We start from the raw sequence: 25117 nt of genomic DNA on the forward strand, positions 1-25117 counted from the left end.
ACCGGGACAGGCTGGAAGGTGTGATGGCTTTGCCATCTTGTTTTCGGCGAGGGATTCTTCCCTCGTCCGTCTTGAATGGCGGGAGGGACCGGCCTCAGGCCGGCATCTGGTCCAGCATCAGCCGGAGCTGCTTGGTGGCCGGGGTCACGATGGCCACGAAATAGGCCTCGCGCAGGCGTCGCTGGCAGCGGTGGGCGGCCACGTAGCCGCGCGCGCCGCAATGGAGCATGGCGTTGTGGGCGGCCTGCACGCCGACCTCGCCGGCCAGCAGCCGCGCCGAGACGACGCGCCGCCAGAAGGCGTCGGAGGTATTGAGCGGGTCGGCGGCGAGCGTGGCCACTTCCGCCTCGATGGCGGCCAGCGTCTCGGCCATCTGGCCGGGCTGGACCTCGAGGTAGCGGTTCACATGGCCGAGGGGGCCTTCCACCTCGCGCATCAGCGCGATGCAGTCGCGGATGAGGCCCACCGCCATGCCCGCCTGCAGCAGGATGAAGCCGGCGCGCATCTTCTTCACGAAGGGCATGGCGTCGTCGGCCAGCACCATCTCGTCGGGCACGAACATGTCGCGCACCTGCACGCCGTAGGTGCCGGTGCCGTCCATGGAGAGGAAGCGCTCGCAGGGCTTCAGGCTGATGGCCGGATCGGCGCAGTCGAACAGCGCCATCACCGGCGTGTCGCGGCCCTCCACCGCGAAGCATCCGCCGAAGAAATGGTCGGCGCCCAGGTTGGAAACCCAGGGCAGGATGCCCTTCACCCGATAGCCGCCCGCGACGCGCTTGCCCTTCAGCTTCAGCGCCTCGATGCCGTAGAACGACTTCATGGGATTGGAGAGGGCGGTGCCGCCGAGGATGCGGCCCTGGGCGGCCGCGTCGAGATACTTCCCGCTGGCGGCGGCGTTCTCGGAATTCACGAGGTACCACACCAGCGTGTTCTGGCACCACGCCATGAAGCCGGTGGACACGCACTGCGCCGACACCAGCGACATGCCCTCGATGGCGTCGCCCAGCCTGTGGCCCTCGTTCAGGTGCAGGCGGAAGGCGCCGGCCTCGGCGAGGCGCTGCAGCAGGGTGGTGGGGTAGGTGCCTTCGTCGATGGCGCGGGCCCAGGCCGCAAGGTCGCCCGAGGCGATCTTGCCGATCTCGGCGAGCACCGCCTCGGGCGGCGGGGCGATGGTGGCTTCGGCCGTGGATGCGGTGGCGGCGAGCATGTCGATCCTCGAAGGCGGGAAGGGCGCGCGCCCGGCCCCGTGCCGGGCGCGTCGTTCGTCGTCGGCGGCGGGGCTCAGGACAGGCCGACCTCGAGGTTCACCGGGCGGACGAAGGTGTTGGCCACCGGCGACCACTTCTTCACGTGGGCGATGAGGGCGTCGATCTCCTCCGTGGAGACGCCGTCGCACTCCATCTCCACCTTGATGCGCACGTCGGTGAAGCCCACCGGCTTCTCGCTCACGTCGCCCGTGCCCCACACGGCGGTGATGTTGAGGTCGCCTTCCAGGTGCAGCTCCAGCTTGCGCACGGTCCAGCCGCGGTGGATGGCGTTGGCGTGCAGGCCCACCGCGATGCAGGAGCCGAGCGCGGCCAGGGAGGCCTCGGAGGGATTGGGGGCGGTGTCGTCGCCCAGCAGTCCCGGAGGCTCATCCACGATGTAGGGGGGCAGGCTGCGGATGTAGTTGGCGTGGCGGAAGCGGCCCTCGGCCACCGTCTTGCACTTGAGGGTCTTGATGACCTTCGGATCGGCCTTGCCGGCTTCGATCAGCTTGTCGAGGCCGTCCTTGCTGATGGGGGCGAGGCAACCCGTGGCCACTTCCGGCGCGAGGCAGCCGGTGAGCACGGTGTTGGGGGCGGGTGCAGACATCTCAATCTCCTTGGTGCGCCTGTGCAGACAGACCGGTCTGTCTTATGCAGATGGCGTGCCAAGCGGACGGAGCTGCGGCCATGATTTCGGAGAATCGCCTCAAGCGCCCATGTGGCCTACATTCCCGCCGGGATTCGCCGGCTGCGTCTCGGCACGATCCCTGCTAGATGTAGTCAGACAGGTCTGTCTTTTTGCCTGCAAATGCGGCAGAGTGGCGAGGCCCGATGCAGGATCTGCTTCAGGAAAGAGCGAAGGCGAAGATGGCGCGCTTGACCAATCCCCCCTCCCGCACGGCCTCGAAGGCCGCGCCTGTTCCGGCGGCGCCCGCCACGGCCGCGCCGTCCAAGCCGCGCAATCCCCATGGCGCCCCCGCGCAGAGCGCCGAGGGCGCGGAGCCCAAGGCGCGCGACCGCATCATCGCCGCCGCCACCCGCCTCTTCTGCCAATACGGCATCACCGCCGTGGGCGTGGATGCCGTGGTGGCGGAGGCCGCCACCGCCAAGGCGACGCTCTACAAGACCTTCGGCTCCAAGGAGCGGCTGGTGGAGGCAGTGCTGGAGAAGGAGGGGGCCGCCTGGCGTGATTGGTTCATAGGCGAGCTGCTGAAAGGGGAGGCAACGCCGCAGGCGCGCCTGCGGCGCGTGTTCCCGGTGCTGCGCGAGTGGTTCAACGACGACGCCTTCTTCGGCTGCCCCTTCATCAACGCCGTGGCCGAGACCGACAAGCGCGACGACCGCATGCGCCAGATCGCGCTCAACCACAAGAAAGTGGTGCTGGACACGCTGACCGAGCTCGCCGCCAAGGCCGGCGCGCGCGATCCGCACGGCCTCGCCCACCAGCTCGGCCTGCTGATCGACGGCGCGATCGTCGCCGCCATGATTACCAAGGATTCCAACGTGGCCCTGCTGGCGGGCCAGAGCGCCGACGTGCTGCTGCGCGGGCTGTGCGCCGAAGCCGCCTGAGGGCTCCCGCGGCCGGCGTTTCGCCCGACCATCGCCACCGGAACGCCGCCTGAGACGGGCGGCGCTGCGTTTTTCCGCCGGAGGGACGAAGATGTGGGCTGGGCCTCGGGGAGGCGCCCCTGCGGCGCTTTCCAGGCCCTCTCCCCGCGCGGGGAGAGGGAGCCTCGTGGCCGGCGGAGCAACGCGCCCGCACGGCCGGTGACGAAGACGCTCCGGGCTATTCCGCCGGATGCACGGGGCGGCCGGTGCCGTGCCCGGCGTGTTCGTCAGGCTCGTCCCTGCCGCCCACGAAGCGGCCGAACAGGCGGCCGAGCAGGCGGCTCAGGTCGTCCATCACCGTGAACACCGCCGGCACGAACACCAGCGACAGCACGGTGGAGGTGATGAGCCCGCCGATGACCGCGATGGCCATGGGCGCGCGAAAGCCACCGCCCTCGCCCAGCGCCAGGGCCGAGGGCAGCATGCCCGCCGCCATGGCGATGGTGGTCATGACGATGGGCTGCGCCCGCTTGTGCCCGGCCTCCATCAAGGCGGTGAAGCGGTCCGCGCCCTGCTTGATGGACTCGATGGCGAAATCCACCAGCAGGATGGCGTTCTTGGTCACGATGCCCATGAGCATCAGGAAGCCGATCACCACCGGCATGGAGACGGAGTTGCCGGTGATGAGCAGCGCGATGAACGCCCCGCCCACCGAGAGCGGCAGCGAGATGAGGATGGTGATGGGCTGCAGCACGTCGTGGAACAACAGCACCAGCACCGCGAGCACCAGCATGAGCCCGGCGCCCATGGCGAGCGCGAAGCCGGTGAACACCTCGCCCATGATCTCGGCGTCGCCCGCCTCCTTGAGGGTCACGCCGGGGGGCAGGTCGCGGGCGGTGGGCAGGGCCTTCACCGCATCCACGGCGGTGCCGAGGGGGGTGTCGCCCACGAGGTCCGCCTCCACCGCGATGCGGCGGGCGCGGTCGTAGCGGTCGAGGGCGGTGGGGCCCTTGCCGAACTGGATGTCCGCCACCGCCGAGAGCGGCACCGCGCCGCCGGAGGCGGTGGGCACCTTCAGGGCGTCGAAGGTGGACAGGGCGGTGCGCGCCTTCTCGTCGAGTTGCACGCGGATGTCGATCTGCCGGTCCTTGGCGGAGAATTTGGCGAGGTTGGCGGAGACGTCGCCGATGGTGGCGATGCGCACCGTCTCGGCGATGGTGTCCACGGAGACGCCCAGCTCCGCCGCTTCGTCCAGCTTGGGCACGATGCGGATCTCCGGCCGGTCCAGGGCGGCGGAGGAGACCACGTTGGTGAGCACCGGCACCCCGTGGCGCATCTCCTTTTCGAGGGCGAGGGCGGCCTTCTCCACCGCCTCGCCGTCGTTTCCGGAGAGCACCATCTGGAAGCCGCGCTGGGCCGCCTGCCCGTTGGAGCTCCAGGTGAAGCGCATGTCGGGGATGGCGGCGAGCGCCGTGTTGAACGAGGCCTCGAAGGCCTTCTGGTCCAGGGCCCGCTCGGCGCGTGGCTTCAGGTTGATGACGATCTGCGCCTTGCGCACCTCGCCGGCCAGCATGGCGAGCCCGCCCGCGCCCCCGGCGCCGGCCGTGGAGAAGACGTTCGCCACCTCCGGCCGCTCCAACAGCATGCGGGTGATGCGATCCGACACGCCCTGCGTCTCCGCGAGCGTGGTGCCCGGCGGCAGCTCGATGGAGACCATGGAGCGGGAGATGTCGTTGGTGGGCAGGAAGCCGGAGGGCAGCAGTGCCGAGAGGAAGATGGTGCCGACGAAGATGCCGAGCCCCATGGCGATGGTGAGGAAGCGGTGGTGGAGCGACCAGTTCAGCAGCCGCATGTAGCCGGCCATCACCGGCCCGTCGTGGGTGTGGCGGTGGCCGCTGTCGCGCAGGAAGTAGGCGGCGAGCAGCGGCGTGACCAGCCGCGCCACCGCCAGCGAGAACAGCACCGCGATCGCTACGGTAAGGCCGAACTGCTTGAAATACTGCCCCGCGATGCCGCCCATGAACGACACCGGCGCGAACACCGCCACGATGGTGAGCGTGGTCGCCACCACCGCGAGGCCGATCTCGTCCGCCGCCTCGATGGCGGCGCGGTAGGGGGATTTGCCCTGCCGCATGTGGCGCACGATGTTCTCGATCTCGACGATAGCGTCGTCCACCAGGATGCCGGTGACGAGCGTGATGGCGAGCAGGCTCACCCCGTTGAGCGAGAAGCCCAGCATGTCCATCACCGAGAAGGTCGGCAGGATGGAGAGCGGGATGGCGAGGGTGGTGATGATGGTGGCGCGCCAGTCGCGCAGGAAGATGAACACCACGATCACCGCCAGGATGGCGCCCTCGATGAGGGTGTGCATGGCGGACTGGTAGTCCGCCTTGGTGTAGCGCACGGTGGTGTCGATCTCGGTGACGGTGACGTCGGGGTGCAGGGCGCGCAGGCTGCCGACCGCCTCCTGCACCCGGTCGTAGACGGTCACGTCCGAGAAGCCCTTGGCACGGTAGACGCCGAAGGCCACCACGTTCTTGCCGTCGAGCCGGGCGAACACCCGCGGCTCGGCCGCCCCGTCGGTGACGGTGCCGAGATCCTTGAGGCGCACATAGCGGCCGTTGGAAAGGACGATGCGCGTTTCCGCTAGGTCGTCCACGCTGCCCGCGCCGGCCAGGGTGCGGATGGACTGCTCCTGGGTGCCCACCTCGCCGCGCCCGCCGGAGACGTCGAGATTGGTGGCGCGCAGCTGGCGGCTGACTTCGGCGGCGGTGACGCCCAGCGCCATCAGCCGGTCGGGATCGAGGGCGATGCGGATCTCGCGGTCGAGCCCGCCTTCGCGCTTCACCTGGGCGACGCCCCGCACCCCCTGCAGGGCACGGGCGATGGTGTCGTCCACGAACCAGGACATCTCCTCCGTGCTCATGGAGGGGGAGGAGACCGCGAAGGTGACGATGGGCAGGCCCTCGATGTCCACCCGCTGGATCAGCGGCTCATCGATGGAGCGCGGCAGCTCGGAGCGGATCTTGGTGACCGCGTCGCGGGTGTCGTTCACCGCGCGGTCCACCTGGGTCTCCAGGTGGAACTCCACGGTGGTGACGCTGGTGCCCTCGGAGATGGAGGAGGTGATGTGCTTCACCCCCGACACGCCGGCGATGGAATTCTCCACCTTCTTGGTCACCTGGGTTTCCAGCTCGCTCGGCGCGGCGCCGGTCTGGGTGATGGTGACCATGACGATGGGCACGTCGATGTTCGGCATCTGCGTCACCGGCAGGGTGCGGAAGTGCACCAGGCCGAGCACCGTGAGGATGACGAACAGGACCAGGGTGGGGACGGGCTTGCGGATGGCCCAGGCGGAGATGTTGATGGCCATCAGCGCGCCTCGCCCAGGGAGAGCGGGGCTTCCACCGGGTTGACCCTGTCGCCCTCGCGCAGGAAGCCGCCGGCGCGGGACACCACATGCTCGTCGCCGGAGAGCCCCTGCGAGACCAGCACGCTGCCGCGGCTCTTGAGCGCGGGGGTGATGCGCCGCGCCGCCACCGTGCCGTCGCTCACCACCAGCACATAGGCGCCGTCGGCATCGAACATCACGGCCGACTGGGGCACCACCAGCCCCTCGCGGGCACCGAGGGTCACCTGCGCGCGGGCATAGGCGCCGGGCTTCAGGCGCGGATCGGCGGGCAGGGCGATCTTGGCGCGGCCGAGGCGCGAGGCCTTGTCCACCTCCGCCGAGACCAGCCGGACGGTGCCGGGAACCGGCGTGTCGAAGCCGGCGGGGGTCACCTCGGCCGAAAGGCCGGTCTTCATGTGCGGCATGGCGCCCTCGGGCACCTCGGCGTCGAGGTCGATGGCGCCGTCCTCGGCGATGCGGAACAGGGGCGCGGTGCGCGCGGAGAGGGCGATGGCGCCCACCCTGGCGGTGCGGGAGAGGATGATGCCGGCCTTCGGCGCGCGGATCTCGGTGCGCTTGAGCTTCACCTCGATCTCGTCGCGCTGGGCCTTCACCAGCACGGCTTCCGCCTCGGCCGCCGCGAGGCTTTCCTGGGCGGCGGCCACCTGCGCGGTGGCGACCTTCACGGCGCGCTCGCGCTCGTCCAGCGTCTCCTGCGAGGCGGTGCCGGTCACGCGCAGCTTGCGGGCGCGGTCCACGGCGGCGGCGGCCTCGGTCTGCTGGGCGATGGCCTGGTCGAGGGCGGCGCGCTGCTGGGCGATGGCGGCCTTCGCCTTGGCGGCGCTGGCGGTGTTCTGGGCGAGCTGGGTGTCGAGCACCTCGCGGGAGAGGCGGGCCAGCACCTGGTCCTTCGCCACCCGGTCGCCGGCTTCCACCAGGATGCTCTCCAGGCGCAGGCCCTCCACCTCAGGCCCCACCTCGATCTCCTCGCGCGGGAGCAGGGAGCCGGTCACGAGAAGGGTTTCCGGCAGGGTCTCGCGGCGCGGGCGCAGCACCGAGACGGTGAGCGCCGCGGGGGCGGCGGCCGCCTGTCCGCCCTCCGCGCGCACGGGAGCTGCCCCGAAGGCGCTGCCCGCTGTTCCCAGAAGGCAGGTGGCGAGCGCGAGAGCGCGGGCGCGGCGGGCGAAGGCGGGCATGGTGGAGCGAACCTCGTTCGGAAAGCGGAAGGCACCCTGCCGGGCCACGGCGGCATTCCCGTGACGGGGGCAGGGGAGGGGGCGGGAAGGACGGTGCGTCATGGCGGCTCAGTCCCGCGTGCGGGGCGCGAGCATCCGGCGCACCAGGGCCGTGAGGGCATCGACGCGCGCCGCCACGTTCCAGGCCGGATGGAGCTGGTGGTGCAGGATCAGCCCGTCGGCCATGGCCTGGAGCATGATCATCACGTCGTCGAGATCGAGGGCGGGGTCGATCTCGTCCCGCGCCATGGCGGCGCCGAGGGCCACGCGCAGCTGGGCGCGGGCCTCCTCGTCGGCGGGCTCGATGGCCTCGCGCAGGGCGGTGTTGCGGATCGCCTCGGCCATGATCTCCGGCCCGAGCTGCACGGTGGGCAGGGAGGGCTCGTTCAGCATCAGCCGCATGCAGTCCGTCAGCGCGTCCAGCACCGAGGGGGCCTGCGCCAGCTCGTCCAGCAGGTGCTGGCGCGCGCTGCGCTCGTCGGCGACGATGGCGGCGATCAGCTCCTCCTTGGAGCGGAAGTAGCGATAGAAGGCACCCGGGCTCATGCCCGCCTCGGCGCAGATCTTCTGCATGGAGGTGGCGTGGAACCCTTCCCGCGCGAAGCAGGCCATGGCCGCGGAAAGAATGCGCCGACGCTGCTCCGCGCGCCGGTCGGCGGCGGCCGGCGGCGCGGCAGGGGGTGCGTGGGGGCGCGCGGTGGGGAGCGATGCCATCTTCGCAGCGGTTTCCGGTTCCGGCGGCGGGCCGTGGCGCCAGGGTGTGAGCGAACGTTCGTTCACATTCAGTGCGCTTCTACCGTCTTTCCGCTCCATCCGGCAAGAGCGAACGTTCGTTCGCATGCTGCGGCGCGGCGCCGCCCCTTGAGCCCGGCGGCGGGAACGCCTACCTCTCGCCGGACACCGGAGCCCGAAGCCCCATGCTAGCCGCCGCCCTCGAAGCCCTGCGCCAGACCTTCTCGCCCCTGCTGCGCGGCGTGCTGCTGCGTTCCGTCGGCCTCGCCCTCGGCCTGCTGGTGGTGCTCGCCATCGGGTTGGAGGCGGCGCTGACCCGCTTCGTCGAGGTGCCCTCCTATCCCTGGATCGAGACCACGCTGGCGGTGGTGGCGGGGCTCGGCCTGGTGTTCGGGGTGTTCTATCTGGTGCCGGCGGTGTCCTCCCTGGTGGCCGGCCTGTTCCTGGACGAGGTGGCCGAGAAGGTGGAGGCAGCGAGCTATCCGCAGGACCCGCGCGGCGTGCCGCAGCCGGTGCTGCGCTCGCTGCTCTATTCGCTGCGCTTCTTCGGCGTGGTGCTGGCGGTGAACCTCGCCGCCCTGCTGCTGCTGCTGGTGCCGGGGGTGAACGTGGTCATCTTCTTCGTGGCCAATGCCTATCTCATCAGCCGGGAATATTTCGAGCTGGCCGCCATGCGCTACCGCAGCCCGGAGGAGGCGCGCGCCCTGCGGCAGGCCAACGCCACCGCGGTGTTCATCGCCGGCCTCGTGATGACGCCGATCCTGCTGGTGCCGGTGCTGAACCTCATCGTGCCGGTGTTCGGCACCGCCTTCATGGTGCACCTGCACCGCCGCCTCGCGCCCCTGCCGGCCCGGCGCGGGCCCGATGGCGGGCTCGTCATCGAGGGCCGGGCGCTCTGATCGCATCGGCTCCGGTCGCTGGCCAGAGCGGGGTTCGCTCACGGGCGCGCGGCGCCGCCCCTCAGTGCAGGCCGGTGGCGGCGAGCGCCGCCATCTGGCGCACGGCCACCCGGCCCGCGTCGAAATCGCCGATGGCGGCCTCGAACAGGCGGTGGAAGTTGAGCTGCGCGCGCAGGTGCAGGAACACCGCGCCGAGGCCCACCGCCGCCCGATCCATGAACACGAACTCGCGCGGCACCGTCACCGGCCCCAGACGCTTCAGCTCCGTGTGCACCTTGAACGCCTCCTTGCGGCCGTATTGGCCGGGCGCCACGCCGTCGGCGATGGTGCGGACACGGTCGTCCATCAAGGGGCCGTAGATGAAGCGCGCCCAGATGTTGAGCGCGTCGATCAGGTCGCGGTTGAGGCCCTTGAAGCCCCAGGTCTCGTAGGCGTGCACCACCCGCGCCGCATCCCCTTCCAAAAGGCCGCGATAGAGGTCCACCACCCCCGCCACGAACGAGGGCGGGAAGATGCGGATGCAGCCGTAGTCCAGGAGGTTGATGCCCGCCGGATGGCCGGCCTCGTCCAAGAACACGGTGTAGTTGCCCAGGTGCGGGTCGCCGTGGATGACGCCGAACCGGCTGAAGGGCTGCCACCAGGCGGTGAACAGCGCCTGCGCCAGTGTGTTGCGCTCGGCCTGGGTGTGGCGGGTGAAGGCGAGGATCTTCTCGCCCTCCAGCCACTGCATGGTGAGCAGGCGGCCGGTGGAGAGATCGGCCCGCACGGAGGGCACGCGCACCCGCGGCTCGTCCTTCAGGATCAAGGTGTAGAGGGCGGCGTGGCGGGCCTCGCGCCGGTAGTCCAGCTCCTCGCGCACGCGCGCGCCGATCTCGGTGGCGATCTCCCGCGTGTCGAGGGTGGAATCCATGCGCCGGTGCAGGGAAAACAGGATCTGGAGCTGCGTCAGGTCCGCTTCCACCGCCGCCTGCATGTCCGGGTACTGGAGCTTGCAAGCCACGGTCTCGCCGTCGAGGGTCACCGCCTTGTGCACCTGGCCGAGGGAGGCGGCGGCGGAAGGCTGGTGCTCGAAGCGGGCGAAGCGCTTCTCCCAGTCGCGGCCCAGCTCGGCGCTCATGCGCCGCTTCACGAACGACCAGCCCATGGGCGGGGCGTCCGATTGCAGGCGCCGCAGCTCGGCCGCGTATTCGGGGGGCAGGAGGTCCGGCACCGTGGCCATGAGCTGGGCCACCTTCATCAACGGGCCCTTGAGCCCGCCGAGGGCGGATGCGAGGGCGGCGGCGTTGTCTCCCTCGCGGTCGGCGCGGCCGAGCAGCCGGTTGCCGGCGATGCGCGCGGCAACCCCGCCCACGTTGGCGCCCACCTTCGCGTAGCGCGCGGCGCGGGCCGAAAAGCGGTTTCTCTCGTCGTCAGCCATGCTTGCCTCCGCCGCGCCGGGGCCCCGGCCTCAGCTTCGCGCCGTCCGCGCCGTGAGCGCGAGCAGCACCAGCAGCGACAGGGGGGTGAGCACATCGGTGTAGAGGATGGGGCCGGCATTCCCGGCCGCCATGTTTCCGGTCTCGAAGATCTGCACGAGGTGGCCCACCGCCGCGCCGCCCAGGAAGCCCGCGGCCACCACCGCCACCCCGGCCCGGAAGCCCCGATTGGAAGAGATGGCGGCGATGACGCCCGCGAGGCCGATGCCCAGATTCGCCACCCCCACCTCGAACTGGAATGGGCTCGGCGCCCAGCCGATGGCGCGCGCCGCTTCCTGCGCGAAGGCGATGTGGCCGAGGGCGCCCCACAGCCCCATGAGCCCCAGCGGGAACAGGCAGATGTAGCGCATGAGCCGGTCCGCGATCAGGCCGAAGGTGCGCGGCGCCGGGGCGCGGGCGATGGCGAGGAGGGCGCAGGCCAGGGCCGCCGCCCAGGAGATGATCGGGACCCAGAACACCATGCGCGAAGCCTCCCGCCGTGCTGCGCCGCAAGGTGACAGATCGCGCGCCCCATCGCCAGCGCAACATGTGCCAAGCTTCAGGCCACGGCGTAGAGCGGATGCTCGCGGCGGATCTCCTCGCCGAGGATCTCCTCCACCTTCATGAAGGCGGCGGTGCGGGCGCCGGGCCGCGCATAAAGCACGAACTCCATGTTCGGCAGCGGCGCGGTGGCGAGGTCGTTCACCACCGCGAGATCGTGCCGCAGCGAGCGGGGCGAGCGCACGGTGACACCGAGCCCGGCGCCCACCGCCGCCATGAGCCCTGGCAGGGAAGGGCTGGTGAAGGCGATGCGGAAGCCGCGCCCGGCCGCCGTCAGCGCGGCGATGGCGGCGCTGCGGCAGACGCAGGGGTTCTCGAACAGCACCAGCGGCACCGGCGCCTCTCGGTCGAGCCTCAGGTGGCGCGCGGCGATCCACACCATGGGCTCGCGCAGCAGCACGGTGGAGGGCAGGTCGGTGTCGTGGCGGAAGCCCACGGTGAGGTCCAGCTCCTCCACCATCAGCTTTTCCAGCATGGCGGCGGTGGAGCACACCCGCACCGTGATGGGCGCCTGGGGGAAGGAGCAGGCCACCCGCGCCAGGATGCGCTGCATCACCGCCTCGCCCACATCCTGCACGAAGCCCAGCCGCAGCGGCTGGGCGAAGCTGCCGTGGACGTGCTGGGTGAGCACTTGGTCGTTGAGGTCGAGCAGGCGGCGGGCGTCATCCAGGAAGGCGCCGCCGCGCGGGGTGGGCACCACGCCGCGCCCCTTGCGCGCCAGCACCGGGAAACCGAGCGTATCGGCGAGGCGGTCCATCTGGAGGCTCACGGCCGACTGGCTGCGCCCCACCCGCCGCGCCGCGGAGGAGATGGAGCCCAGCTCCGCCACCGCCACGAAGCTGCGCAGGAGATCGAGATCGAGGTTCCGGATCATTCCATGAGATTAGCAAAAGAGTTGAATTTTTGAATTCAATTTTTTTCATGGATGAGCGCCGGCTAGGGTGAGCCCATCCCCCGAGCACCAAAGGAGGCGCCCATGCCCTTGCTGAACGTGACCCTTTCCGCCGCGCCCGACGACGCTCTGGCCGCCGCCGTGGCCGAAACCCTGAGCGCGCTCACCGCCCGCATCCTGCGCAAGGACCCCGCCGTGACGGCGGTGTCCGTCGCCTTCGTTCCTCCGGAGCGCTGGTTCACGGGCGGGGTGTCGCTGGCGGCGAGGGGGGCGTCCTCCTTCTCGCTCGACATTCTGGTGGTGGACGGCACCAATACGAAGGACGAGAAGGCCGCCTATCTGGAGGCGGTGTTCGCCGCCATGGCGGGCCTGCTGCCGGGCCTCGACCCGGAAAGCTACATTCTGGTGCGCGAGGTGAAGGCCGACGCCTACGGCTATGGCGGGCAGACGCAGGAGCGGCGCTATATCGCGCGGCGCCTCGCGCAGGAGGGCCTTGCGGCCTGAGGAGGCCGGAACGGCAGAACGGCCCGGAGCGGTGGCTCCGGGCCGTTCTTGTTTCCTGGTCCGCCCGTCGAAGGGCGCCTCCGATGGAATGACTTGAGGCGTGCTTGGAGATTACTTGCCGGCCAGCAGCGGGGCCAGCTCCTTGTCCCACTCGGCGATGTCGAGGGTGCCGGAGAGCTTCTTGCCGTTCACGAAGAAGGTGGGGGTGGCGTTCACGCCCAGCTCGGTGTTGGCATACTTGGCGCTATCCTGCACCTTCTGGGCGAGGTCCTTGTCGCTCAGGCACTTCTCGAACTCGGCCTGGCTCATGCCGGTCTGGCGCACCACGGCGAGCAGGGCGGCCGCCGGGTCCTTGCCGTAGGCCCAGGTCTTCTGCGTCTCGAACAGGGTCGAGACCATGGGGAAGTATTTGTCCTGCGGGGCGCAGCGCGCCAGCATGAAGGCGGCGGTGGCGACCGGGTCGAAGGGGAACTCGCGGAAGATGAAACGCACCTTGCCGGTGTCGACATACTTCGTCTTCAGTTCCGGGAACACCTTGGTGTGGAAGTCCGCGCAGTGGCTGCAGGTCATGGAGGCGTATTCCACCACCGTCACCGGCGCGTCGGGATTGCCCAGCGCCTGAACGGTGAGGGGGCTCGCGGCCGGCGCCATCACCTTCGCCACGTCGGCCGACTGGGCCTTCGCGTCATGGGCGGTGAGGGGCAGGCCGAAGCCGGCGAGGAGGGCGGCGACGCCCGCTCCGGCAAGGACGCGGCGGCGGTCGAAGGTCATGGTCGTCTCCATGGGAAGCCGAAAACGCTGGGAATTCGCGTGAAATGAGGGGCCTGACGCCAATGTGCAGCGCGCTAGCATGCCGGGCGGGCGGCGGCAAATGGTGCGCGATCACAGATGGGTCAGGAGCCGCCCTTGCGGCCCCCCTCCGGCCCGCGGCGCTCGCGCCGCACCAGGGCGCCGAGCCGGGCGAGGGAGGCCGCCAGCGCCTCGTCCTCGAAGGCGCCGATCTCGCGGCGCACCGCGCTCACGGTGGCGGGTTCCGGCGGCGGCATGGGCCGGGGGCGGGCGTGGCGCGGGGGAACGGGCCCCTGGCGCAGCGCGATTCGCCCCACGCAGCGCCAGCCGAAATAGACGTTGATGCGCTCGATCACCACCGGCGCCGCATATTGCATCTCGATGGCGTAGGCACCCTCCACCCGCACCACCAGCGTGGCCGGCTCTGTCTCGCTGCCGCGCGCCCATTGCAGCTTCACGGGCAGGGAGCGAGGGGCGAGATCCGGCCCCACGATCTCGTCCCAGTGGGTCACCACCTCCACCACCGAGAAGCCCGCCTTGCCGCACACGTCGGCGATGGTGGGGGCCACGAAATCGGCGAGCGGGCGCGCGGCGCGCGGGCGGAAGACGCGGGGGGCTGGGCTTTTCATGGGTCCTGGGTTCGGCTTGCTGTGGGTTGAGCGCGCGGTACGCGCCTCGCGCCCAGCCGCGCCCCTTGCTCCGACGCGCCGGCGCGGCCACCTTGGGCGCATGACATCTTCGCCCGCCGCCGCCACGGGGACAAGGCCGTCCAAGGCGCCCGACCCCGCAGCCCTGCTCGCCTGGTACGATATCCACCGCCGCCGCCTGCCGTGGCGGGCGGAGAAGGGCCGGCGCGCGGACCCCTACCACGTCTTCCTTTCCGAGATCATGCTCCAGCAGACCACGGTGAAGGCGGTGGTGCCCTATTTCGGCGCGTTCCTGCGGCGCTGGCCCAGCGTGACGCATCTCGCCGCCGCGCCGCTGGAGGAAGTGCTCTCGGCCTGGGCGGGGCTCGGCTATTACGCGCGGGCGCGCAATCTCCACGCCTGCGCCAAGGCGGTGACGGCGCGCCACGGCGGGCGCTTCCCGGCCGACGAGACGGCACTGCTGGACCTGCCGGGCATCGGCCCCTACACGGCGGCCGCCATCGCCGCCATCGCCTTCGACCTGCCGGCGAGCCCGGTGGACGGCAACATCGAGCGGGTGGTCTCGCGCCTCCATGCGGTGGAGGAGGCGCTGCCGAAGGCGAAGCCGCGCATCAAGGCGCTGGCGGCGGCCCTGGTGGCGCGGGCGCGTCCGGGAGACCATGCCCAGGCGATGATGGACCTCGGCGCCACCATCTGCACGCCCAAGTCGCCGGCGTGCGCGCTCTGTCCCTTCACCGGCGCCTGCCGGGCGGAGGCCGAGGGCACGGCGCTGCGCTATCCGCTGAAGGAGAAGAAGGCGGCGAAGCCCGAGCGCGCCGCCGTCGCCTTCCTGGCCGTGCGGGCCGACGGGGCGGTGCTGCTGCGCACCCGCCCGGACAAGGGCCTGCTCGCGAAGATGACCGAGGTGCCGGCCACTCCCTGGTCCGCATCGCAGGGGACGGTTCCGACGGATCCCGCCCGCCATGCGCCGGTGAAGGCGCCCTGGCGCGCGCTGCCGGGCACGGTGCGGCACGTCTTCACGCATTTCGCGCTGGAGATGACGGTGTGGCGGGCGGAGCTTCCCGCCGGCGCCGGGGCCCCCGAGGGGCTGCGATTCGTGCTGCCGCGCGATTTCGAGGGCGAGGCGCTGCCCTCCCTCATGCGCAAGGTGATCGCCCACGGCCGGGCCGACCGGCCGCCGCCGAAGGGCTGACGCGGGCGGGGCCTATTCCGCCGCGATGCCCATTTCCGAGCGCAGGCGGGCGCGCAGCACGTCGATGGGGTGGCGCCGGCCGTCCTGCTCCACGTGCCAGAAGGTCCAGCCGTTGCAGGCCTCGGCCCCCTGGGCGAGGGCGCCGACGCGATGGATGGAGCCCACCTTCTGCCCCTCTCCCGAAAGGGCGATGGTGCCATCCGCCCGCACCACGGCGCGGAAGCGGCCCTTGGCGTCGGTGAGCTCGGCGCCCGGCGTCACCAGCCCGCGCTCCACGAGGGCGGAGAAGGCGACGCGCGGCGCTTCCCGCGCGCTCGGGGGGGCGACCAGGGTGTGCTCGGGCAGGGGCTCCACCGCCGCGATGCGGGCGCGGGCGGCCTCGGCATAGCTCTCCTCGCGCTCGATGCCGATGAAGCGGCGGCGCAGGCGCCGGGCCACGGCGCCCGTGGTGCCGGAGCCGAAGAAGGGATCGAGCACCACCTCGCCCGGCTTGGTGGCCGAGAGCAGGATGCGCGCCAGGAGCGCTTCCGGCTTTTGGGTGGGATGGAGCTTGCGGCCCTTCTCGTCCTTCAGCCGCTCCTGGCCGGTGCACAGGGGGAACAGCCAGTCGGAGCGCACCTGCACGTCCTCGTTGCCGGCCTTCAGCGCCTCGTAATTGAAGGTGTAGCGGGCATCGGCGTCGCGCGCGGCCCAGATCAGGGTCTCGTGCGCATTGGTGAAGCGCCGGCCCCGGAAGTTGGGCATGGGGTTCGCCTTGCGCCAGATGATGTCGTTGAGGATCCAGAAGCCCAGATCCTGCATCGTGGCGCCGACGCGGAAGATGTTGTGATAGGAGCCGATGACGAACAGCGTGCCGTTCGGCTTCAGCACGCGGCGCGCGGCCATGAGCCAGGCGCGGCTGAAGGCGTCATAGGCCTGGAAGCTCTCGAACTGGTCCCAGGCGTCGTCCACCGCGTCCACGCGGCTCTCGTCCGGGCGCTTCAGCACGCCGCCGAGCTGGAGATTGTACGGGGGATCGGCGAACACGAGGTCCACCGAATGGGCCGGCAGCCGGGACAGCTCCAGGATGCTGTCGCCCACCAGCACCTCGTCGAGAGGCAATGCGGGCGGAGTTTTTGTGGTCAAGGGGGCGAATGACGCAAACTCACTCGGGTGCTCGCCGGACCGGCGGGGCGCCCGCGCGGGTGCCCCCTTGACCACACTACGCATGACGCAACCCTACGCAACGCTTACTCACGAAAGGGAGTATGGCTGCAAGGGGTTAAGGCGGGGTGAAGGGCGCGGCGCCCGGTGCCGCCGGCCCGCTCTTCGGCCGGGGCCGGGCGCATTCGCTCAAGCGCAGCGCGGACTTGGCAAAGGCCCATGCGCCAAGTCGCGGGCCCTCCGCATCACCGCGTCACGGCGCGCACGATGGCTTCCGCCACCAGCTCGGGCATGCACAGGCGGGTCCGCTGCTCGGCGGGGGAGGGGCCGTTCACCGGTGTCGGCGCCTGGCCGGGCGCGGCGGGCTGGGAGAGCAGGTAGCTCGTGGCCGCGTATTGCTGCACCACGTTCATCTTCTCCTGGTCGGAGACGGCGTCGATCTGGTTGACGATGCGGCCGTAGAGCTGCTCGTGCGAGACGTTGGGCACGAACGGCGGATCGATGAGGACGAGATCGATGTTTCGTCCCTTCAGATAATCGGACGCCTGCTCCAGCGTGTGGCCGAAATCCTCGGGGTCGGTGGCGGCGAGGGCGTCGCCCGTGCCCACCTGCCAGATCACGAGGTCGGGCTCGTATTGCTCGATGGCGCTGCGGATGCGCTGGAAATCCTCCCGCGCCAGCCCCGGCTGGGGGCCTTCCTCGATGATGGTGAAGGCGATGTCGGGCAGGCGGCGGTTCAGCTCCACCTCCAGCCGGCTGCGCTTGTGCGGGGTGAATGCCTGCCGGTCCGGCTGCGGGCCGATGAGCAGGATGCGCACGGGCTGGGAACGGTCCACCAGGCGCTCGGTGCGCTTCAGCTCGCTGTCGAAGGTGAGGAGGATGTCGGGCACCCGGCAGGGCTTCGACATATCCGCCCACGCCGGCCCCGCCAGCAGGGGAAGGACGGCCAGGAGCAGGGCCAGAAGCGCCCTCACGCCCCCGGCGCGAGAGGCCGGGGCGCGGGCGCGCCTTCCCCTCGCGCACGTGCATCCGCCGTGCGTCCGCCCTTCTGCCATTCGAGCGCCCATGCGAGCAACCACTGAAGCGAAAACCCGACGAGAACGATTAACAAATCAAACGACACAGCGCCATCGAATGCGGGCCGCAGCACCTGGGCGCCGAGGCTCAGCACCGTGCCCAGGCAGAACACCGGCAGCCCGTGCCGCCCGATGAGCGTGAGCGGCGCGCTGAAGGGGGTGGCGCGAAGCCAGCGTTCCACCGGCAGCCGCGCCGCGCAATAGGCGAGCGCCAGCACGTGCAGCACGCGCGGCAGGTCCAGCGACGACTTGTCGAAATCCCACATGAAGGCGGGCAGGGGCCACACCTCCAGCGAGAGGGGGAAGTGGAGCTGCGCCCACACCAGCGCCGCCAGCAGGTAGGCCGGCGCCAGGATGTCGAGGCTGCGCCGCGCGAATCGCGCGCCGCCCCGGTCCAGCACCACGCCGATGGCGAGCCCGATGGTGAACAGGAGCTGCCACGCCAGCGGGTTGAAATACCAGCGCCCCGCGCCCGGCCACACCGGCGGGCCGAGGCTCGCGAGCTGGGTGGCGAGATAGAGCGATGCGGAGAAGCCGAGCGCGAGCGCGATGGAGCGCCGCGTGAGCATCACCAGCAGCGGCGCCAGCAGCAGCAGGCACACGTAGAGCGGCAGGATGTTGAGGTAGGCCGGCTGGAAGGTGAGCATCGCGATGCCCACCAGCGATTCCAGCGGCGCCTCCATGATGACGTCCAGGTGGTACCACGCCAGCACGCGGGTATCGGCCGTTTCCACCACGAAGCCGCCGATGACCGCCACCGCCACCATCACCAGCGCCAGATGCGCCACATAGAGGTTGAAGGCGCGGGTGACGATGCGTGCGCCCACCCGCAGCCGGCGGCCGGGCTCGAACGGGCGCGCATAGGCGAAGGCGGCCGACACGCCGGCCAGCAGCACGAACAGCTCGGCGGCATCCGACACCCCGAAGTTGCGGAAGGTGTAGGCACCGAGGACGTGGCCGGGGATGTGATTGACGAAGATCGTGAGCAGGGCGAAGCCGCGCCAGAAATCAATGCTGACGATGCGCGAATCCGCCACCGCATCCACCTCCGCTGTTCGCTGGAAACGCCGGCCCGCCCATCCCGTTCCCGCCCCGAAGCGGAAAGGCGCGCGCTGCGATGCAGCATGTCTAGGCGTGATTCATGTTCAAATGGTTGTCAATGGCCACCCTGGGGAATACGCCAGGGAAGGCGCCAGGGGAAGACGCCAGGGAGGACGAAAGGCCAGGGCGCTGAGCGCGCCGGAACGTGTTCCGCTCCCATCGCGCGCGGAACACGTTCCAGGTTGTCGAGGCCACGCATTTCCTTCACGCGAACCGGTATCCGCTTCGCTCGAAAATGCCCTAGGCGGCCTTGATCGCGATGGTCTTCTCCTGGCTGCGGGCCTGCGCGCTCTTGGGCAGGGCCACGGTGAGCACACCCTTGGAGAATCGCGCCTCCACCTTTTCGGGATCGACGCCCTCGGGCACCTTGAAGGCACGGGAGAAGGCGCCGTAGCGGCGCTCGGAGAGGTAATAGTCCTTCTCCTGCTCCTCCCGTTCCTCTCTCTTCTCGCCGCGGATGGTGAGGGTGCCGTTGGCGAGCTTCACCTCGATGTCCTTCTCCTCCATGCCGGGAAGCTCGACGGTGATCTCGTAGGCGCCGTCGCGCTCGGTGACGTCCACCGCCGGCGCCAGCGCCGAGCCGGCGAGGCGCGGCCAGGGCAAGTCGAGCCCGCCGCGCGTGAGCGGAAAGCCCAGCGCACCGAGCCGGACGTTCTCGAACACCTGCTCGATCTCGCGCCGCAGCTGGTCGAACGGCGATGCGGACGGCACCGAAACCGGACCCGCGGCCCGGCTGGGATCAACATTCACGGGGACTTTCTGGATGTCGGCCATGATCGTCTCCTTCAAGCGGATAATGACCGGCGGCAGGGCCGCCGCTGTCTCATCGGCTGCGCGCCCGTCCGGGGATGGAACCCGGCGCCGGACGCGCGAAGTCGAACGCGATCACACGTTCCGGCCCGCCCCGCGAGGCGGTGCTCGCGACGACGTGCCGACCCTGATTTCATGCGCCCGGAGGATGGCGGCATTGTGCCGGCCGCGCCTGCCTTGGAAGGGGGGATGCCTTCCAGGGCCTTGCGGTGCCCCGGATCAATGGGATGCGGCCATCTCCGTGGCGCATGAGCCTCATCAGCAGAGCCCATCAACGCCACCGGGCATCCATCCGCCTTGATGTGCGTCAAAACCGGACGTTGCGTCGCGGGCATGGTGCGCGCGGCGGGCGGCCGCTATAAAGCGCCGTCCGCGCGGCCTTTCTCCGCGCTCCCCGCCGGCCTGCCACCCATGATCCTGCCCATCACCGACCCCGACGACCCCCGGATCGCCGACTATCGCGACGTGCGCGAGCGTGATCTCGTGGGCCGGCAGGGTCGCTTCATGGCGGAGGGCGAGGTGGTGCTGCGCCTCCTCGCGGCCCATGTGGACGCGGAAGGGCGCACCGCCCACGGCCACCGCCTGCTCTCGCTGCTGCTCTCGGAAGGGCAGGCGGAGCGGCTCGGCGACGTGCTGGCGGGCCTGCCGCCGCAGTTTCCGGTGCATGTGGCGGGGCAGGGGGTGATGGACCGCATCGTGGGCTTTCCCATCCATCGCGGCATCCTGGCGCTGGGCGCGGCGCGGCCGCCGGCGGAGGCGGGCACGCTGCTTGCGGGCCTGGGGCCGCGAGCGCTGGTGGTGGGGGTCGCGGGCATCACCAACCACGACAACATGGGCGGCATCTTCCGCAACGCCGCCGCCTTCGGGGCGGATCTGGTGCTGCTGGACGCGGCGAGCTGCGATCCGCTCTACCGCAAGGCCATCCGCGTCTCGGTGGGGGCAAGCCTCATCGTGCCCTTCGCCCGCGTGCCCGACGCCACCGCCATGATGGCGGCGCTGGAGGCGGCGGGGGTGCCGGTGGTGGCGCTCTCTCCCTCGGGCCGCGAGCGGCTTTCGGCGTTCGTGCCGCCGCCGCGGGTGGCGGCGCTGTTCGGCACCGAGGGGCCGGGCCTGCCCGCCCACGTGCTCGCCGCCGCGCGCACCCTCTCCATTCCCATGGCGCCGGGCTTCGACAGCCTGAACGTCGCCACCACGTCGGGCATCGTGCTGCACCACCTGGCGGGGGTGTGAGGGCGTCAGCTCTGGGTGGTGATCTCCCAAGTGGCGTAGGTGACGCCGGGCACGTGCTTCAGCCGCTCCACCACGTCGTCCAGCTCGGCGCGGTCCACGGCGGTGCTGACCAGCCGCGCCACGATGTCCACGCCATCGCCTACCCCATGCTCGGTGTCGAGGTCGGCAGCCGGGTACTTGGCCGCGTCGAGGATGTCGTTGACGAGGTCCCGCACCACGGCGGCCGTGGCGGTGCCGGTGGAGACCCGCACCTCGTAGGTGATCTCCGAGACGCGCTCGTTGATGGGGATGCGGTCGATGAAGGCGGCGAGGGGCCGCAGCACGGTGTTTCCGGCGACGATGATGAAGGTGATGAGCAGGGCCTCCGCGAGCATGTCGGAGCCGGTGCACGAGCCCACCGCCGCCGAGCACCACAGGGTGGCCGCCGTGTTGAGCCCGCGGATGTTGAGGCCTTCCTTCATGATGACGCCGGCGCCCAGGAAGCCGACGCCCGTGACCACGTTGGCCACCACGCGCATGGCGTCCTCCGGGGAGCCGACGCGGTTGGCGAGGTCCGCGAACGCGGCCGCCCCTACCGCCACCAGCACATTGGTGCGCAGGCCCGCCGTGCGCTGGCGATACTGCCGCTCCGCCCCGATGATGGTGCCGAGCACGAACGCCGCGCCCAGGCTGATGATGGAATCGAGGAAGCTCGCCATTTCGAAGGCCGCGATGAAACGCACGCTGTCTCCCCCACATTGCCGGGCGCCCGGGCCCGGCCGGTGCGTAGCCGCAGGCCGCCAGCGTGGCAATACCCCTTCGCCGGTGTGCGAAGCGGTCACATCGCGCTCATGTGTCGGAGCATGTGGCGGCGCACGATTGTCGCGGCAGCGTGGAACTGCTACAAACCCTTCATGTCCTATGCGTGCGCCAATTCCACGAGCATGAGCCGGGCGGCCTTCTGCGCCGCCGGGCCGTTCGCGCGCACCACCATGGAATTCGCGGCGGTGCCGGACCACGTGCGCCTGCCGGGCCGTTTCTTCGGCCGCTTCACCACCGCCGCCTCGGCCGTGCTCGGGCGCTGACGCGCCCTCCCATCCGCCTTTCCTGTTCGGACCGGCCGCCCGATGCGCGCGCCGGCCTCCATTCGGCTTAAGACCCAAGGACAGACCCATGACCGCACCCGCCGGCAGCCCGCGCACCCTGTACGACAAGATCTTCGACGACCACGTGGTGGCCCGCCAGGAAGACGGCACCTGCCTGCTCTACATCGACCGCCACCTGGTGCACGAGGTGACGAGCCCGCAGGCGTTCGAGGGGCTGCGCATGGCCGGCCGCCCGGTGCGCGCGCCGCAGAAGACCCTGGCCGTGGTGGACCACAACGTGCCCACCACCGACCGCACCCTGCCGAACCCCGACCCGGAGAGCGTCGCCCAGATCGCCGCCCTGGCCGAGAACACCAGGGAATTCGGCATCGAGTATTACGACGGCTTCGATAAGCGCCAGGGCGTGGTGCACGTGGTGGGCCCCGAGCAGGGCTTCACCCTGCCCGGCACCACCATCGTGTGCGGTGACAGCCACACCTCCACCCACGGCGCCTTCGGCGCGCTCGCCCACGGCATCGGCACCTCGGAGGTGGAGCATGTGCTCGCCACCCAGACGCTGATCCAGAAGAAGGCGAAGAACATGCGCGTCACCGTCGACGGGAAGCTTCCCGAAGGCGTGGGCGCGAAGGATGTTGTGCTCGCCATCATCGGCACCATCGGCACCGCTGGCGGCACCGGCTACGTGATCGAATATGCCGGCGACGTCATCCGCGACCTCTCGGTCGAGGGGCGCATGACGGTGTGCAACATGTCCATCGAGGGCGGCGCCCGCGCCGGACTGGTGGCGCCGGACGAGAAGGCGTTCGAATATCTCAGGGGCCGCCCCAAGGCGCCCAAGGGCGCGGACTGGGAGAAGGCGGTCGCCTTCTGGCGCACCCTGCGCACCGACGAAGGCGCGGTGTTCGACACCGAGATCCGGCTCGACGGCGCGGCCCTGCCGCCCATCGTCTCCTGGGGCACCAGCCCCGAGGACGTGATCTCCGTGGAAGGCGTGGTGCCCGATCCGGAGCTGATCGCCGACGACGTGAAGCGCGCGGCCAAGAAGCGCGCGCTCGCCTACATGGGCCTTTCCGCCGGCACGAAGATCACCGACATCGGCATCGATCGCGTCTTCATCGGCTCGTGCACCAACGGCCGCATCGAGGACATGCGCGCCGCCGCGGCGGTGGTGGCCGGCCACACCGTGAACCCGCGCGTCAACGCCATGGTGGTTCCCGGCTCGGGCCTCGTGAAGGAGCAGGCGGAGGCCGAGGGCCTCGACAAGATCTTCCGCGCCGCCGGCTTCGAGTGGCGCGAGCCCGGCTGCTCCATGTGCCTTGCCATGAACGCCGACCGGCTGAAGCCGGAGGAGCGCTGCGCCTCCACCTCGAACCGCAATTTCGAGGGCCGCCAGGGCTTCAAGGGCCGCACCCACCTGGTGTCGCCCGCCATGGCGGCGGCCGCGGCCATCGCCGGGCATTTCGTGGACGTGCGTGCCTTCCCGAAGGCGGGCTGAGCGCGGACGCGGCGTTGCATCCGGGAGACGCGCCAGAGAAAGCTGGGGCGTCTCTCGTCACGATCACGTGATCGCGCGGGGCAAGTGATTCCCCCGCGTGATCCCCGGTTCAGGCCGGAGCGGACGCGCTGAGCGCGACAGCGGCGGTGGTGGCCTCGTGAGGGGCGAAAAACGCTGCAATTCCAAGAATGGTCGCCAGCGCACCGGCGACCGCGAGCTTGCGAAGCATGGTGTCACTCCTGATCGCTGTCTTCAGGGTGAACGTCGCGGGCCGTTAAGAGTTCCTTAACCATAAGGGGCGGGTCGCGCGGGTCGGTGTTTCGGGAGCAGGGCATGTCGGCAAGGAGCAAATCGGAGATGCGCGCGCCGGCGCGCGCATGGGACGATCTGAAGGCGCCCGGCCTCGCCGAGTGCGAGGCGCTGGCCCACGCCGCCTTCGCCCGGCTGCCCGCGGACTTCCGAAAGCTGTGCGCGGACGTGGTGATCGTGATCGAGGACTTCCCCACCGACGACGTGCTGGACGCCCTGGGCGCCGAGACGCCGTTCGATCTGCTCGGCCTGTTCCAGGGGGTGGGGCAGGCGCAGGGCGGGGCCGTGGCCCAGACCGGGCAGATGCCCAACATGGTGTTCCTCTATCGCCGCCCCATCCTCGACTACTGGGCCGAGCACGAAGAGACCCTGGGGGATATCGTCGCCCATGTGCTGGTGCACGAGATCGGGCATCATTTCGGCCTGTCGGACGAGGACATGGCCGCCGTGGAAGCGGAGGCGGAATGAGCGCGGCGCTGGACCCGCTTATGGCACCGTTTTAGAAGAGTTCCAGAAATAGGAGCCCTCCATGTCCGTCGACCCTTCCCTCACGCGCTATCCGCCCCTCGCCAGGGCGCTGCACTGGCTCACCGTGCTCGCGGTGATCGTGGTGTTCGGCCTCACCTATCTCACCGGCCTGTTCGAGCGCGGCTCGCCGCCGCGCCTCATGATCTGGTGGCTGCACATTTCCTTCGGCCTGCTGCTGATCGCCCTGCTGGCGGTGCGCATCCCCAACCGCATCTTCGGGCGGGTGCCGGCGCCCTCGACGCAGATCAGCCGCCCGGTGGCGCTCGCCTCGGAGGCGGCGCACGGCCTGCTCTACCTGCTGCTGATCGCGACGCCCCTCGTGGGCGTCTACCTCGCCTTCCTGCGGGGCGACGCGGTCACCTTCTTCTCGCTGTTCACGATCCCCTCGCCGATCGCGGTGGACCGCACCTTCGCGCGGCAGGTGATCGAGGTGCACGAATGGCTGGCGAACGCGCTGGTCGTCGTGGCGCTGCTGCATGCGGCGGCGGCGATCGGGCACCATTTCGTGCTCAAGGACGACGTGCTGAGGCGGATGCTCCCCGGACGGGACGGGGCCGCCTGAGGGCGATCATGAATTCGCGCGCCGGGCGGGCATGGCCCGGCGCGCCGACAGGGTTCGAATGAGGGAAGGTTCCATGGAGAAGTTCACCGTTCTCGAAGGCGTCGCGGCGCCGCTGAAGCTGGTCAATGTCGATACCGACATGATCATCCCCAAGCAGTATCTGAAGACGATCAAGCGCACGGGCCTCGGCACTGGCCTGTTCTCTGAGATGCGCTACAAGGAGGACGGCTCGGAGAATCCCGATTTCGTCCTGAACCAGCCGGCCTATCGCAAGGCGAAGATCCTGGTGGCGGGCGACAATTTCGGCTGCGGCTCCTCGCGTGAGCATGCACCCTGGGCGCTGCTCGACTTCGGCATCCGCTGCGTGATCTCCACCTCGTTCGCGGACATCTTCTACAACAACTGCTTCAAGAACGGCATCCTGCCCATCGTGGTGTCGAAGGACGACCTCGACAAGCTGTTCGAGGATGCCGAGCGCGGCGCCAACGCCACCCTCACCGTGGACCTCGCGGCCCAGGAGATTCGCGGGCCCGACGGCGGCAAGGTGCGGTTCGAGATCGACCCCTTCCGCAAGCGCTGCCTGCTGGAGGGCCTGGACGACATCGGCCTCACCCTGGAGAAGGCGCCCGCCATCGCCTCCTACGAGACCGCCAAGGCGGTCGAGCAGCCCTGGCTCTGACCACGGCA

At 70.3% G+C, this 25117-nt stretch carries 25 protein-coding genes; 10 read left to right on the forward strand and 15 right to left on the reverse strand.

The annotated features are described in order from the left end of the window. Positions 1 to 94 precede the first annotated feature (94 nt). Positions 95 to 1207 (reverse strand): acyl-CoA dehydrogenase family protein, encoded by a 1113-nt coding sequence (locus tag V5F75_RS11220; RefSeq protein ID WP_394034934.1) that lies wholly within the window; start codon positions 1205 to 1207, stop codon positions 95 to 97. Between the two features lie 74 nt (positions 1208 to 1281). Next, a complete protein-coding gene (locus tag V5F75_RS11225; protein WP_394034935.1) occupies positions 1282 to 1854 on the reverse strand; it encodes an OsmC family protein in 573 nt (190 codons plus the stop codon). 260 nt (positions 1855 to 2114) lie between these two features. Here V5F75_RS11225 and V5F75_RS11230 point away from each other — a divergent pair, with 260 nt between their 5' ends. Further along, complete coding sequence (locus tag V5F75_RS11230) at positions 2115 to 2816, forward strand: TetR/AcrR family transcriptional regulator (protein WP_394034936.1); 702 nt, start codon at positions 2115 to 2117, stop codon at positions 2814 to 2816. A gap of 217 nt (positions 2817 to 3033) precedes the next feature. Here V5F75_RS11230 and V5F75_RS11235 read toward each other — a convergent pair whose 3' ends face one another. Genes V5F75_RS11235 through V5F75_RS11245 form a run of 3 tightly spaced genes read right to left on the reverse strand, consistent with a single transcriptional unit; the run spans position 3034 to position 8135 of the window. Further along, positions 3034 to 6168 (reverse strand): efflux RND transporter permease subunit, encoded by a 3135-nt coding sequence (locus V5F75_RS11235; protein ID WP_394034937.1) that lies wholly within the window; start codon positions 6166 to 6168, stop codon positions 3034 to 3036. Then, the gene (locus V5F75_RS11240) at positions 6168 to 7430 is read right to left on the reverse strand and encodes an efflux RND transporter periplasmic adaptor subunit (protein ID WP_394034938.1); all 1263 of its coding nucleotides are present in this window, start codon (positions 7428 to 7430) and stop codon (positions 6168 to 6170) included. Before V5F75_RS11240 ends, V5F75_RS11235 begins: the two co-directional genes overlap by 1 nt. A gap of 60 nt (positions 7431 to 7490) precedes the next feature. After that, a complete protein-coding gene (locus tag V5F75_RS11245) occupies positions 7491 to 8135 on the reverse strand; it encodes a TetR/AcrR family transcriptional regulator (RefSeq protein ID WP_394034939.1) in 645 nt (214 codons plus the stop codon). A 203-nt stretch (positions 8136 to 8338) separates the two neighbouring features. On the opposite strand from V5F75_RS11245, the gene V5F75_RS11250 reads away from it, so the two are divergent. Then, positions 8339 to 9052: a sulfate transporter family protein gene (locus V5F75_RS11250; protein WP_394034940.1), complete on the forward strand. Its 714-nt coding sequence runs from the start codon at positions 8339 to 8341 to the stop codon at positions 9050 to 9052. A gap of 61 nt (positions 9053 to 9113) precedes the next feature. Here V5F75_RS11250 and V5F75_RS11255 read toward each other — a convergent pair whose 3' ends face one another. From V5F75_RS11255 to V5F75_RS11265, 3 genes are all read right to left on the reverse strand, one after another. After that, entirely contained in the window at positions 9114 to 10469 is a 1356-nt protein-coding gene (locus V5F75_RS11255; protein WP_394034941.1) for an ABC1 kinase family protein, read from the reverse strand. 30 nt (positions 10470 to 10499) lie between these two features. After that, on the reverse strand, positions 10500 to 10988 hold the full coding sequence (locus tag V5F75_RS11260; protein WP_394034942.1) for a DUF6790 family protein: 489 nt from the start codon (positions 10986 to 10988) through the stop codon (positions 10500 to 10502). 77 nt (positions 10989 to 11065) lie between these two features. Next, positions 11066 to 11941 carry a LysR substrate-binding domain-containing protein gene (locus V5F75_RS11265; protein ID WP_394034943.1) on the reverse strand — a complete coding sequence of 292 codons (876 nt, stop codon included), beginning with the start codon at positions 11939 to 11941 and terminating at the stop codon, positions 11066 to 11068. A 102-nt stretch (positions 11942 to 12043) separates the two neighbouring features. Between V5F75_RS11265 and V5F75_RS11270 the strand changes: the two genes are divergently transcribed. Then, positions 12044 to 12463: a tautomerase family protein gene (locus V5F75_RS11270; RefSeq protein WP_394034944.1), complete on the forward strand. Its 420-nt coding sequence runs from the start codon at positions 12044 to 12046 to the stop codon at positions 12461 to 12463. A 111-nt stretch (positions 12464 to 12574) separates the two neighbouring features. Here the strand turns inward: V5F75_RS11270 and V5F75_RS11275 are convergent, their stop codons facing one another. Both V5F75_RS11275 and V5F75_RS11280 read right to left on the reverse strand, forming a co-directional pair. Then, on the reverse strand, positions 12575 to 13234 hold the full coding sequence (locus V5F75_RS11275) for a DsbA family protein (protein WP_393987346.1): 660 nt from the start codon (positions 13232 to 13234) through the stop codon (positions 12575 to 12577). A gap of 122 nt (positions 13235 to 13356) precedes the next feature. Next, positions 13357 to 13881 (reverse strand): DUF721 domain-containing protein, encoded by a 525-nt coding sequence (locus tag V5F75_RS11280; RefSeq protein WP_394034945.1) that lies wholly within the window; start codon positions 13879 to 13881, stop codon positions 13357 to 13359. Positions 13882 to 13981: 100 nt separating this feature from the next. On the opposite strand from V5F75_RS11280, the gene mutY reads away from it, so the two are divergent. Then, complete coding sequence (gene mutY, locus V5F75_RS11285; RefSeq protein WP_394034946.1) at positions 13982 to 15091, forward strand: A/G-specific adenine glycosylase; 1110 nt, start codon at positions 13982 to 13984, stop codon at positions 15089 to 15091. A 12-nt stretch (positions 15092 to 15103) separates the two neighbouring features. Here the strand turns inward: mutY and V5F75_RS11290 are convergent, their stop codons facing one another. The 4 genes from V5F75_RS11290 to V5F75_RS11305 form a co-directional block, all read right to left on the reverse strand. After that, positions 15104 to 16300, reverse strand: coding sequence for a site-specific DNA-methyltransferase (locus V5F75_RS11290; protein WP_394034947.1), 1197 nt, complete (start codon positions 16298 to 16300; stop codon positions 15104 to 15106). A 179-nt stretch (positions 16301 to 16479) separates the two neighbouring features. Continuing rightward, on the reverse strand, positions 16480 to 17208 hold the full coding sequence (locus V5F75_RS11295) for an SGNH/GDSL hydrolase family protein (RefSeq protein ID WP_394034948.1): 729 nt from the start codon (positions 17206 to 17208) through the stop codon (positions 16480 to 16482). Further along, positions 17205 to 18347: an OpgC family protein gene (locus V5F75_RS11300; RefSeq protein ID WP_394034949.1), complete on the reverse strand. Its 1143-nt coding sequence runs from the start codon at positions 18345 to 18347 to the stop codon at positions 17205 to 17207. The genes V5F75_RS11295 and V5F75_RS11300 overlap by 4 nt, the downstream gene beginning before the upstream one ends. A gap of 304 nt (positions 18348 to 18651) precedes the next feature. After that, on the reverse strand, positions 18652 to 19185 hold the full coding sequence (locus V5F75_RS11305) for an Hsp20/alpha crystallin family protein (protein ID WP_394034950.1): 534 nt from the start codon (positions 19183 to 19185) through the stop codon (positions 18652 to 18654). Positions 19186 to 19632: 447 nt separating this feature from the next. On the opposite strand from V5F75_RS11305, the gene V5F75_RS11310 reads away from it, so the two are divergent. After that, positions 19633 to 20451, forward strand: coding sequence for a TrmH family RNA methyltransferase (locus V5F75_RS11310; RefSeq protein WP_394034951.1), 819 nt, complete (start codon positions 19633 to 19635; stop codon positions 20449 to 20451). Positions 20452 to 20456: 5 nt separating this feature from the next. Here the strand turns inward: V5F75_RS11310 and V5F75_RS11315 are convergent, their stop codons facing one another. Continuing rightward, positions 20457 to 21173: an MgtC/SapB family protein gene (locus V5F75_RS11315; RefSeq protein ID WP_394034952.1), complete on the reverse strand. Its 717-nt coding sequence runs from the start codon at positions 21171 to 21173 to the stop codon at positions 20457 to 20459. 171 nt (positions 21174 to 21344) lie between these two features. Between V5F75_RS11315 and V5F75_RS11320 the strand changes: the two genes are divergently transcribed. From V5F75_RS11320 to leuD, 5 genes are all read left to right on the forward strand, one after another. Next, positions 21345 to 21515 carry a hypothetical protein gene (locus tag V5F75_RS11320; RefSeq protein ID WP_394092753.1) on the forward strand — a complete coding sequence of 57 codons (171 nt, stop codon included), beginning with the start codon at positions 21345 to 21347 and terminating at the stop codon, positions 21513 to 21515. A gap of 88 nt (positions 21516 to 21603) precedes the next feature. Next, positions 21604 to 23031, forward strand: coding sequence for a 3-isopropylmalate dehydratase large subunit (leuC, locus tag V5F75_RS11325; RefSeq protein ID WP_394034954.1), 1428 nt, complete (start codon positions 21604 to 21606; stop codon positions 23029 to 23031). A 333-nt stretch (positions 23032 to 23364) separates the two neighbouring features. Next, on the forward strand, positions 23365 to 23808 hold the full coding sequence (locus V5F75_RS11330; RefSeq protein WP_509212061.1) for a metallopeptidase family protein: 444 nt from the start codon (positions 23365 to 23367) through the stop codon (positions 23806 to 23808). A 61-nt stretch (positions 23809 to 23869) separates the two neighbouring features. Further along, positions 23870 to 24430 (forward strand): cytochrome b, encoded by a 561-nt coding sequence (locus V5F75_RS11335; RefSeq protein ID WP_394034956.1) that lies wholly within the window; start codon positions 23870 to 23872, stop codon positions 24428 to 24430. 73 nt (positions 24431 to 24503) lie between these two features. Continuing rightward, entirely contained in the window at positions 24504 to 25109 is a 606-nt protein-coding gene (leuD, locus tag V5F75_RS11340) for a 3-isopropylmalate dehydratase small subunit (protein ID WP_394034957.1), read from the forward strand. Positions 25110 to 25117 lie beyond the last annotated feature (8 nt).

The sequence above is a fragment of the Xanthobacter albus genome (assembly GCF_043194895.2).
In the GTDB taxonomy this organism is placed as follows: domain Bacteria; phylum Pseudomonadota; class Alphaproteobacteria; order Rhizobiales; family Xanthobacteraceae; genus Xanthobacter.